This window comes from Thermogemmatispora sp., from assembly GCF_019683755.1.
In the GTDB taxonomy this organism is placed as follows: Bacteria; Chloroflexota; Ktedonobacteria; order Ktedonobacterales; family Ktedonobacteraceae; genus Thermogemmatispora.
The window spans coordinates 1-12001 of the sequence record NZ_JADGHT010000128.1; the positions used below are offsets into that span (position 1 = coordinate 1).

The following is a 12001-nucleotide window of genomic DNA, read 5'->3' on the forward strand; positions in this document are numbered from 1 at the left end:
ACTTTTTTCCCTCGTAGTTCTTCCCGCAGCCGATAAGCTGCCGCAAGCGCTGCAGCGCCCGCTCCTTCGGCCAATGTGTGGGCCAGTTCAGCCATCCAGGCAATTGCACGCAGGATTTCATCATCGGAGACAAGCACGAATTCGCGCAGATACTGGCGCAGGATGCGCTGCGGAAGGGCAAAGGAGACTCCCGTAGCCAGCCCCTCGGCGAGGGTGCGATTAGGCGCGGTTACTAATTGCCCTCGGCGCCAGGCTTCGTAAGCTGCAGGGGCCGCTTCAGATTGGACACCGATGACCCGCAGGGTAGGATTGATGGTCTGCGCTACCAAACAGGCCCCAGCAGCACCGCTGCCACCGCCGATAGGGACAATCAGGACCTCCAGGTCAGGACAGTCTTCCAGAATTTCCAGCGTCAGGGTCGCGACTCCAGCAATCAGTAATGGTTCATCGCCCGAGTGAATGTAGCGATAGCCATGCTGTTGGGCCAGCTCCTCGCAGTGAGCTTTTGCTTCATCATAGGTTGGGCCATAGAAGATTACTTCAGCTCCCATGCCGCGCATAGCCGCTACTTTGCCGGGATTGGCTCCCTCCGGAACGACGATCCGGGCTTTCACTCCGAAGAGGCGAGCGGCATAGGCTACCGATTGACCGTGGTTGCCAGTGGAGGCCGCAATCACTCCACGGGCGCGCTCCTCGGGTGTGAGGCAGGCGATGAGGTTGATGCCTCCACGTACTTTGAAGGCCCCTACCGGCTGATAGTTCTCATGCTTGACATAGACCTGAGCCGCGAGCAGCTCATTGAGAGCCGGGTAGCTGTGCAGAGGGGTGCGCGCTAGATAAGGAGCAATTCGTTGCCTGGCTCGTAGGACATCTTGGAACGTTGGAATCTCCATGGCTATTGCTATCCTTCGCTTCTCTCTTGCCAGTGGCATTGATCGGTCATCGCTCTTTTCGCGCCCTGCTTCTCGTCGCTAGTAGCGCAGTCGTTGATCTTGCAGTTCCAGCCAGCCATCAGCAGTCGAAGAGGGCCGCTGTCTTGATGAGCGGCACAGGACCAGTATACCATCTTATGGAGAGGGGGCTACTCTGCAAGACTGAGCAGGCTTTGCATCGTTGCTGAGCCGATGAGCCAGGATTGATCATCTGTAACTCTAGCCGCTGTGGCTCTACTGAGGCTTGCCTGAGCAGTCCAAAAGTGGCTCCCTCGCTCTCTTCTTGTTCTTGTCAGCAGATGGCCCTCATGCTATTCTCTCTGGCACAGAGAGCATTGGGGGTTAGCGCCCGTTTGTCCTCAGGCTTTGTACTTCTTTCCGACTTTTGCCAGGAAAGAGCCGCTGGTTAGCAACACCATATGTCTCGCTGAGGTGATCAGTGCCGTCTTTCAAGGAACCTGAGCCGATAGTCAGTTTTAGCCGTCTCTTATGGGACATTGACACTGGGCTCCAGGCGGCAGACCAGTCGCTGGATGAGAGGGATCTTGTGCAATGCCTTCAGACTAAAGGAAGGCCGAACCTAGAGCGTTTCTGGCACCCATTGATCGGTCGGCAACTGGCAAGCCTTGACTTTGTGGCCCTGGATACCGAGACAACAGGGCTGAGGCTGGGATGGGACTGCATTCTTGAACTTGGCGCTTGGCGCCGCTTGCACAAGGAGGAGATAAGAGGGCACTTCCATAGCCTGGTAAATCCTCAAGGACCTGTCCCCAGAGCCATCGCGCACCTGACTGGCCTTGACGAACGCAGTCTGACAGCAGCGCCTGGCATCGAAAAACCGTTGCCTGAGTTGCTGCGCTTCTGCAAGGGCGCTATTCTCGTTGGACATAACTTGACCTTCGACTGGCGCTTTCTTGCTCATGAGGCGACTCGCTGCAATTTGCCCTGGCTCCTCGAGGGGCTCGATCTCCTGACCCTGGCCCGTTATCTGCTCTCCGACCAACGTCGTTTCAGCCTGGCGCTTCTCGCAAGTCGGTTACACCTTCCCTTGACCCCTCCCCATCGCTCCCTGGCCGATGCCGAAGCCACAGCTCTGGTTTTCATCAGGTCCCTGTGGCTGAGCCAGCAGTCGGCCCCTAGGAGCGCTAGACCTCTCAGCACGCCAGGACAGTCCACCGAGCAAGCAGCAATTCGGCAGATCGAGACCAGTATGGCCAAGAAAAAGGACGGCGACGCTGTTTCTTCTCGCTCACCGCGCTTGGAGACTCTGCCACTCAATCCGGCCTGGCGCTGTACCTTTCCCTCGCAACCCGGTGTCTATTTGATGAAGGATAGTCAGGGTCAGGTGCTCTATGTGGGCAAAGCTCGCTGCTTGAGGAGACGCTTGGCCTCCTATTATCACCAGCGGTCTGTCTTCAATCCCAGGATCGCGCGCTTGCTCCAGCAAGTGCAGGCCATCGAGACACGTCCCCTGGGTAGCGAATTAGAGGCGCTGCTTGTCGAGTCTCAATTGATTAAGGAGCTTCAGCCCCCCTATAACATCCAACTACGTGATTACGCGCACTATCCTTTTCTCAAGATCGATGTGCAGCATGCCTTTCCACGTCTCACCATTACTCGTCAGTCCGAGACTGATGGTGCTCGCTATTTTGGCCCTTTTCGCAGCGGGCGCAGCGTCGAGTTGACACTTGAGCTGCTACAGCGTCTTTTCCCTCTACCTACCTGCACTCGGCCCCTGCCACCCGAGGCAGCGCCCAGCACGCCCTGTCTCCGTTACCACCTCGGTCGCTGCCTGGCTCCCTGCACCGGTCAGCTTGCTGCAGACCGCTATCATCAGCTTATCGAGGAGGTTTCTGCCTTTCTGGCAGGGGAGCGCCCCGAACTGCTAGTCCGTGTACGCCACCAAATGGAGCAAGCTGCCGAGGAACTGCAATACGAGCGAGCCGCTCTTCTGCGCGACATGCTCCATAGCACAGAGGAGGTGCTCATCAGCCAGCGCCTGATCAACAGCGCCATTGCCACTCACAACCTTCTGATTGCCTATCCTTCCGCCTGGGAAGGCCAGAACGAACTGTTTCTGATCCGTCACGGTCGCCTGATTGAGCTGCAGCGTGCTCCACATGAGGAACAGGCTACCCGCTACACACTGCGCAGGCTACTGGCCAGGGCGGCCCAGCTACAGCAGCCCCCCGCTACCGTGGGACAGGCGGAGATCGACCAGATCATCATTATCACTCGCTGGATCAAGCAGCATAGCCGGGATCAGGCTTTCTTCCCCTTCACTTCTCAGACACTGAGAGCACCGGAGGCCAGCGAAGAACTGATTGAACGCATCTGGCAGACGCTCAGCACCAGGCAAGGTGGTTGGGACTAGACACGCCAGGGGGGTCAGGCGCGCAGACAAAATAGCTCAGATGTGATACCATAGCAGCTACACCATCGCTCTTCTTCCCACCAACTTCTGACCAGCTCAGCATCAGTAAGCCAGCATGGTCAGGTATGCCGGCGGTTTGCACTTGTCGGTTAACGCTTGGGAAGGCAGCCGCGCCCTTACCACGGTGGGTGGTCAGTAGAGCCAGTTCATCCAGTGCGGAGGAATGACGATCTATGCTGCTATCGGATAAGCGTATCAAAGAGGAGCTTGCACGCGGCAATATTGTCATCGAGCCTTTTGACGAGCGCCAGCTAGGAACCAATTCCTATGATTGCCGTCTGGGTGAGTGGTACTTTCAGGGCGATGCCAATGTCGAGATCCTGCATCTAGATAACCCGGAAGAGATCCGACGTTATTGGGGAGAGCCGCGCCGCGCCAAGAACGGTCAGATTGCTATTCGCCCAGGAACCACCATTCTCGCTCATACACAAGAGATCATCGGCGGGCGCAATGGTTACCTGGGCAAAATGTATGCCCGCAGCACAGTAGCCCGCTCGGGCCTTTCGGTCTGTCGCTGCGCAGGCGTGGGGGATGTAGGCTATATCAGTCGCTGGACAATGGAGATCAGCAACCACACTATGACGACGATTGTCGTCCCCGTCGGCTTCCGCATCTGCCAGATCACTTTTGAATACGTTGGCGAAACGCTCAAGGAATACCAGGGGAAATACGGGCAGCAGCATCAGTGGACCCCTGAGGACATGCTCCCCAAAGCCTATCTGGACTGGGACTACGCCCTCTACAGCCGCCATCGGCAGCAGCGAGAGCGCGAGCTGCTCGCGGACGGAGAGCGTGAGGACTGACTAATCTTCAGGTGGGGAAGCAGGCCGCACCGGCCCGCGGTCTCGCTGTCGGCTAGTGAGCAGGATGGCTCTCTCCCCACACCAGAGAGGCCGGTGCGGTCTGTCTGTCTGTCTGCCCTACGCCGGCCTTCACGGGTTTTCTGCGCCCTGTAACAGATTGATCTGTTCAACAAGCTGAGCATTGTGCGCATGCAACTGATTAATCTGATCTTGTAGCAGGCGCTTCTCATGGGCGACGACATTCAAGCGCTCCTGTAGTCGCTGTATGGCCTGCTGAGCCTGCTCCAGCTCCTCGCTCTGGGTACCATGCTCCTGTTGAAGACGCTCACATTCCTGCGTGAGGCGAGCGAGTTCCTGCCGTGCAGCATCTAGCTCTTGTTGTGTCTTTTTCAGAGATTTTTCCAAATTCTCCCGTTCATGTTCCATATCGCTGATTTGACTGCGAGCCTGCAGAAGCTGCATGGTCAGGTTACGCATGTTTTCCTTGTGAGCCTGCTCAACACTCTGCAAATCATTTTCCAAGCGAGTAATATAGGCTCCATAGCGCCAACCGAGAAGGACCTCGACCAAATCGCGTTCCGCACTGCCCTCCTTCAAGCGCTGACGCAGCTCCTCTAGCGCTTCGACATTCCAATGGCCCCCTGCCAGCAGACCACCCAGGGCCCGTAGAGAGATCTCTAGCTGATCAGGGCTTTGAAGCCGCTCCTTATTTAGCGTGAGGCCATACTGGCTGAGGCTCAGAGCCAGCTCACCAATCTCCGGATAGGCGCGCAGCATGCCTAAAACACTCACCACCTGATTAGCCAGATCCGGCGGAGTCTCAGGATCATGATACATCTCCCACAAAGCCGTCTCACCCTCTCGTCCCAGGAAGAGGAAGCAGCGCATCAAGAGATCCTGACGCTCGGAGCGTGCATAGAGGGCCTGAACCAGATGTTGTACGATATACTCGCCTCCCATCAGCAAGAGCAGAGCCAGAATCCGACGGCAGAGGCGTTCATCGCTCTGAGGGTGCTGAACATACTCCAGCAAGGCCGGAACCATTTCCTGACGCGAAGGATCAGGGCTATTCGCCTCATCATGGATACGCTCCTGTAAGAGCGTAGCCGCCATTGCGCTTTCCTGGACGCTCCGGCTCGCCAGATGGGTCAGAAGCTCATCTTTAATAATGAGCGTCGGCATACTGCGGAAAATCTCCAGAGCAGCCTCACGCCGCGGACGATTGACCAGATCGCTGCAGGCCGCCCAGATAAAGGGGAGGGCCGGTGTGCCGATATCGCGCAGAATCCGCCGCGCAGCGCGCGCCACCTGGGGATCAGGGTCAGTGATCAACTCGCCCACAGGGACAACTGCTAGCTCGCCTAGCTCTACCAGCGTAATTTCAGCTCCATGCCGCCGCTCTGCCGAGCGTAAGGCCTCCACTAGGCCCGCCAGCGCCTCACGTCCAGCGGGAGTAAGACGGCGCCGAGCCAGACGAGCCAGCACCTCAGAGACGCCAGCAAGCAGATAGGCGTCGCCCAATCCCGCCAGAAGTGCTGGAATGGCCAGGTCAGCAAGATCGCCAGCGAGAATCTCCACCAGGCTTTCATAGGCACGCGCAGGCAGCGAGGGACTAAAGAGCTGGACCACCTGCTCTACAGTCTCTGGGTGCTGACGCACCAGCGAGATCACCAATTGCTGAGCCCGCTTCCTCGCTAGCTCATCCTCCTGGGCTAATCCCGGAACGATCGCAGAGAGGATGTCTGGCCCGAACAGCAACAGGACTGAGACAGCCGCATCACCACGCTCAGGATCACCCAAGAGGCTGATCAGCGGCGGCACAGCTTCAGCCGGATAGCGTACCAGATATTCTGCGAGGACTGGACGCCAAGCTGGGCGATTCAGTACCTCCAGCAAGGCAGGAACTAAAACCTGCCCCGCCATGCCATCAAGGATCTGGCGGACATAGCTCCTGGTACGTTCATCAGGATGGAAGAGCTGATGCACGAGCAGTAAAGCCGCCTCGGCACCTCGCTCCCGGAAGATTCTCGTCACCTGCTGCACCTGAGCTTCGCTCCCGTGAGTAAGCACCGCAATGAGCTGCTCCCCCGGGAATGGCTCCATGCCTAGAATCGCCCGCCGGATTCGCGCTGTCACCACAGTCTCATGTTCCGGTTCAACATCCAGGGCCTCCAGCAGATCTGAGAGCGCCACCTCCCGTAAACGGCTCAGCGCTAGAATAGTCTCTTCATAGACAAGCGTCTCTTTGCTGTCGAGCAAGGCAATCAACGGTGGCACCACCTGAGCATCCGAGAAACGGCTCAAGGCTCGGACAATGGCTACCGCCAGCAGCGTCTCGGTTCGCGCCTCCTGCAAGAGATTCACCAGGGCAGGAATCACACGCGGGTCATCTAAGCCTTCAAGTACCTGGATGAGCAACTGTGTACGGCCAGGCACGATCTGCGGCAGAGCCTGTAAGATAGGCTCAATGACCTCCTCACCCATTTCACCAAGGATACGCGCAGCCAACCCGGCTACCTGTTCCTCTTTGCTCCGCAGCACCAAATCGATCAGACCAGGAATGCTCTCGGGAACATAGGCATGCTGTAAGGCAATCCCCACCTGCTGACGCACCAGTGGAGAAGCATCTGCCAGCAGCGTGAGCAGTACAGGCAGGGCTTGTAGATCGCGTATGCCCCCAAGCACCTCAACCAGGCGAGCCCGTACAACCTCAGCGCTCTGGCTCTCTAGCTGTTCTAATAGCAAGGGAGTCAGGCGCGCGTCGCCCTGCTGAAGAACACGAATAGCATTGCGGATCAGAAGCTCATCAGAGCTGGCCAGGGCCCGGATCAAGAGCTGGACACACTCCGGCAGTGGCTGCCTTTGCAGTTGACGGGTCAGCAGGTCCCGAGCTGCACGCTGCACCTCGGGCGGGTGTTGCCCAGACAAGAGCGGACAGACAGCGTTGAGCACGCGCGTGCGCTGCTCTTGAGAGAGCGCACGCTGGGGATCGGTCTCGCCGAGAAAATAGTCAAACACGACCAGAATGGCCCGCTGGACCTGCCGGGCCGCCGCTATACCGGGTAAGTACTGCTCTAAGGCCTCAAGCAATGGCTCTAGCGCTCGTGCCGGGCCAAGGCGGATCAGGGCTTTAAGCGCCCCTTCGACAATCACCTGCTCACTGTCACCAAGGCAATCGAGGAGCGGCTGAACGGCCTGCGGCGCATCACAACGGGCAAGAATGCGCACCGCTGCAGCTCGCAGACGGAGAGAATGATCGTCTGCCGGCTGCACTAATTCAGCAGCATAGGGGACAACACCTTCGCCCAGGCGTCCGAGTACAGGGATAAGACGACGAACCTGGGTATCATAAGCAGGCAAGTCGATAACTTCATAGAGATAATCGAAAAAGCGATCAAGCAACGGCTTTTGATCACAGAGCCGCAGCAGGTTTTCGATGCCGGGCATCATGATTGTGGGCAGTAGCCCTTGATAGACCTCTAGTGTGCCCTCCGCCGCAAAGCGAGCAATAAGGTGGGCTAACCGCTCAAGGCCTGTTGTATCGCGCAAGATACCAGTGAGCAAGCGTAAGAGATGTGGCGGTAAGCTCAACGGATCATCAGGCACAGAGCGGGGCGGATACCAGGCAACACCAATGCAGATGAGGGCCAAAGCCCCGGCTGCCACGGCAGAGGCAGGATGAGTCTCTCCAAAGCTTGCAAAGCGCTCTGCTAGCTCGAGGGGATCATCGACGAGGCCAGCCCACATAGCCACTGGGCCAGCCCAACGAGCAGCATCATCACAACACAGGGCCAGCGCTGCTTGGCGCCTCTCTACCTCCTGGTCTGCTTCCTCATCAAGTCCTAGCAAGACACAAGCCACCAGATACTCAACCAGCCAGAGATGACGGAAGCGCAAGCTGTCAGAGCAGAGCGTCAGCAGGCCAGCAGCTTCTAGACAGGCAAGCTGCTGCTCTAACCGTGCTGGATCAGGGAGAGGAGTCTGTAAATCTGCCGGGAGCACCACTCCCTGACCGGACAGGAGTGAGCGATTCTCTTCCAGCCAGCGAGGCAGAGCTAGCGCTACTGCCCGTGCCCCCGTTCTCTGGCGACGTCCCTGGCCTGCAGGCAGCACCATCAGTGTACGGGCACCACTCTGGTATAAAACCCAGGCCAGTCGACGAAGCAGGGCTAGCAGCTCTTCCTCTGTTACCTCATTCTTCCCACGGTGCCAGCGCTTCTGGCGTAACTCCCGCGTTAACCAGAGGTGAAGCAGACGTCCCAGCAGACGCCCACGACTATCGAACTGGGCCGGATCTCCCAGATCGAGCGTCTCCAGAATCTCTAGAAAGCTAAAGAGGGTCAAGGGAACACTGCAGAGATAGCGCAGGCGACTATCCTCAAGGGCATGCATGATCTGGCCAGCCGTATACTGCCGCCGCCCGGTGATTGGCCGTTCCTGTAACGCTCGCTCAACGAAACGACGGACCAGCGCGGGTGAGAGGGGAGCAAACACAGCACAGGCCATCTCCCCCTCCGTCAGCAAGCGCTCAAGCTCTGGCAGCGCCTCATGAGAGAGATCACAGGCGCTCACTACGAGACGATTGCCCGTCTGCCTCATCAGATAACCAAGCTCAGCGATGATGGCTTCACGGAAGGTCGTTTCAATCAGATGGAAATCATCACACAGGAGCAACAACTGCCCACGCTCCGCCAGTTGACTCAGATAGGGCCGTAAATGGTGCAAACCTCGCGCCTGGCTCTCCTGTAGAAAGTCAAAGAGGGTCGCCTCCGGCTGTAGACTGGCTCCCGCGGCACGCCTGCCCTCTGCCAATGCTTCCGCTTCCGTATGCTGCCCCGCCGGCAGCTCACCGCCGGCTTCCTCCTCGAATCGTATCGATGATCTTCTATTAAGATAGAGGCTATAGTGCTCTAGAGAGAGATATACAGGCAATCTCGCACCTTTTCCTCCATTACGGAGGAAAGCATCTAGAGAATATTTCTGGAGCATGGAAAGGGCAAAAGTCTTGCCGGCCCCTGCAGTCCCCAGCAGGAGCAACTGCGCAGATGGCTCTTGTAACAAAGCAGAGAAAGTCAGGTCCTGTTTATATGGCAGAGCACTCTGTTCAGTGATATCCTGATAGTAAGCGAGCGCCGTTTCGTAGATAGCAGAGGCAGTTGACAATGGGAGGCCGGCCTGTGGCTCTGCCAGGGACGCGCGAACAGTACGGGCATAGGCACGGAGGGCTAGCGGGCGGCGCAGTAAGCCGGTGATCACAAAGACGGCCAGGCCAACCCCCACAGGAATGGCCAGCGACCACCATCCACTAAAGGAGAGCGAAGGAAGCCAGGAAGCAAAAGACAACAACAAAGCTGGCTGGCGGCCCCCTCTCTGGCCCAGCGGCCAGTGAAAAGTCACGTATTGCAGCCAGTGCGGTATCAGCTCAATGGCAAAGCTAGCCGCAGCGGCCAATGCTCCAGCCAGCAGTGGCCAAGCGAGTAGTCGCAGAGCTGTCGCCCTGCCTCCCAGTTTTTGTATACTCACGAGGGCCTGTGGATTTTGTTCCGCTCTCATTCCGTCCAGCGACCTTTCGCAGAACTTGCCGGTTGATAGCAGTCACAGTATAGCGTAGAAGCGGTGACTTGAACAAGTGTCAACATGGAGGCCAGCGAGAGCAACGAAGAGCTAGCACACAGGAGGGCTACCTTATGGCACAGAAGACTTATGAACCTCAGCTTGACGCATAGGGGGGAGAGACCACGTGGAGCGACGTTTCTCCTCGCTGTCGAGGCATAAGCTTCAAGGCTTTTCACCCACCCGTTGGTCTGGGCATACCTGGGCCTGCACGGCCAGTCTTGCGGCTCCGGGCGTCTGCGGGAGACCCAGAGTACGGACAAAAGGCCCTGGACCGGCAGCCAGGCAATGCGTCATTGGTAATAGCGACAGAACAAAGCGAGTGGTAAGCTCCTCTGTTAGAGAGAAAGAGACCCTTGACAGAGGATAACCGATCACGAGGTATCACGATTATGGAGAGAGAGCAACCTCCCGGCCAGAGCAAGAGACTTGAGGCATCATCTGCTGAGACAGATATCGAGAATGAAGATACTGTCAAGCTGGCCGTGATCAGGATTCCTGGCAGGCCCTTATCCTCGCGTCGCCCCCTAAAAGCCGGCACAGATACCGGCAGGGGGACTGATGCCCGAAGGCCACAGGTACCTCTCTTGGCGCCGCTTGACCGCCCGGAGTCGGTCGCCGAGCGGTCCGGCCAACCCCGTGAGGAGCGTGCTGAAGAGATCGCGCAGCAGGAAACAAGCGAGCTACCAGCGCCACCTGCCTCTGCAAAGCAACAGTCTCAGTTGGCCGAGCTTGAGACCCTGAAGCTGGCTGCTGCTGCTCCTGCCCTTTCCCCTCCCCCACGGACCCATTTCGGGGAGCGGGCAGCCTCTGCTCTGGCTCTGCTGCCCACGCGTAAACTGCCGGCCCTGACAGCGATCAGCAGACAGGGGCAGGGCTGGCAACTTAGCCGTAGTCAAGCCTTGGCTCTGATGGTGCTCTTGCTCATCGTCGCCATCAATGCCATCCCGACGAGCCTTGCTCAGCTTCTGGGATCACAAGGCTGGGCTTTTACGCTTTGGGGAGCCAGCGCCAGCTCCAAGAATGTCCTGCAGCAGATCCGCTCAGCTTTGCCTTCCGCTACTCCAGCGGCCCGCGCGACAGAGCAAGGCGCACAACAACAGCTTACGCCTGCAGGCTATATCAATCTGATTCTACACAATATGACACTTGATCAAAAGCTAGGCCAAATGCTCTTTGTACAATTTACAGGCCCTTATTATTCGCTGGATCTCAGTACAATGGTCACTCAGCAAAATGTTGGTGCTGTTATTCTGTTCACCGCTAACAATAATATCATGAGCGCCGCCCAACTAAAGCAGTTGACCCAGGAAATCCAGACCGGGGCACGGACCGCTGGTAGTGGCATTCCCCTGCTCATTGCCATTGATCAGGAAGGGGGACGCGTTGATCGCCTGCGGGATCTCGACGGCCCACGCCCCTCAGCCGCAGAAATCGGCGCCTCCAACGATCCCGAGCGCGCCCGTGCAGCCGGCCTCCAAGATGCTCATGATCTGGCCACCTACGGCATTAACCTGAATCTGGCCCCTGTTGTTGACGTGACCAGCGTCTATAACCCTCAGCTAGACACGCGCACTTTCGGCAGCGATCCTGCTGTCGTGACACGCCTGGCTGGGGCCTATCTGCAAGGGCTGCAGCAAAGCGGTCAGGTCTTGGGGACGCTGAAGCACTTTCCGGGCCTGGGCGATGTGAGTGTCGATCCTCACAGCGGGCTCCCGATTCTCACACGCAGTCTGGCCCAATTAGAGGCCAACGATTGGCTACCGTATCGCACACTAATCCAGCAGGGGCAGGTCCATGCGATCATGGTGACCCATGAGATCGTGACAGCAGTCGATAGCAGTACACCATCCTCACTATCGTCCAAGGTGATCACAGGCATTCTGCGCCAGCAGCTCGGTTTTCAGGGAGTAGTTATCACCGATAGCCTTACTATGGAGGGTGTCAGTGCACATTATAGCGAGAGCCAGGCGGCAGTGATGGCAGTCCAGGCCGGAGCCGATTTGCTTATGGGACCGATTTCAGCGCAAACTGCAGCCTCCATGCTAGCAGCTTTGAAATCAGCCGTGGAGACTGGAACGCTCAGCGTCCAACGGATCGACGAGTCAGTCCGCCGCATTCTGATGCTGAAATACCAATTAGGATTGCTGCATCTACCTTAGTAGTCCTTCCTCGTTCCAGAGGTATAGAAAAGTCTCATATAAAAACCACCTAGCCCC

At 57.7% G+C, this 12001-nt stretch carries 5 protein-coding genes; 3 read left to right on the plus strand and 2 right to left on the minus strand.

The genetic code is table 11. The features are described 5' to 3' along the window. Positions 1-893: threonine/serine dehydratase (locus IRZ24_RS10225; protein ID WP_297163480.1), on the minus strand; the 893-nt coding region annotated here is incomplete at its 3' end. A gap of 586 nt (positions 894-1479) precedes the next feature. Between IRZ24_RS10225 and IRZ24_RS10230 the strand changes: the two genes are divergently transcribed. After that, positions 1480-3306: an exonuclease domain-containing protein gene (locus tag IRZ24_RS10230; protein WP_297163483.1), complete on the plus strand. Its 1827-nt coding sequence runs from the start codon at positions 1480-1482 to the stop codon at positions 3304-3306. Between the two features lie 233 nt (positions 3307-3539). Further along, positions 3540-4169 carry a dCTP deaminase gene (gene dcd / locus IRZ24_RS10235; protein ID WP_297163485.1) on the plus strand — a complete coding sequence of 210 codons (630 nt, stop codon included), beginning with the start codon at positions 3540-3542 and terminating at the stop codon, positions 4167-4169. 129 nt (positions 4170-4298) lie between these two features. Here the strand turns inward: dcd and IRZ24_RS10240 are convergent, their stop codons facing one another. Next, the gene (locus IRZ24_RS10240; protein WP_297163488.1) at positions 4299-9722 is read right to left on the minus strand and encodes a HEAT repeat domain-containing protein; all 5424 of its coding nucleotides are present in this window, start codon (positions 9720-9722) and stop codon (positions 4299-4301) included. Positions 9723-10369: 647 nt separating this feature from the next. Between IRZ24_RS10240 and IRZ24_RS10245 the strand changes: the two genes are divergently transcribed. After that, a complete protein-coding gene (locus IRZ24_RS10245) occupies positions 10370-11944 on the plus strand; it encodes a glycoside hydrolase family 3 N-terminal domain-containing protein (RefSeq protein ID WP_297163491.1) in 1575 nt (524 codons plus the stop codon). Positions 11945-12001: the final 57 nt, after the last annotated feature.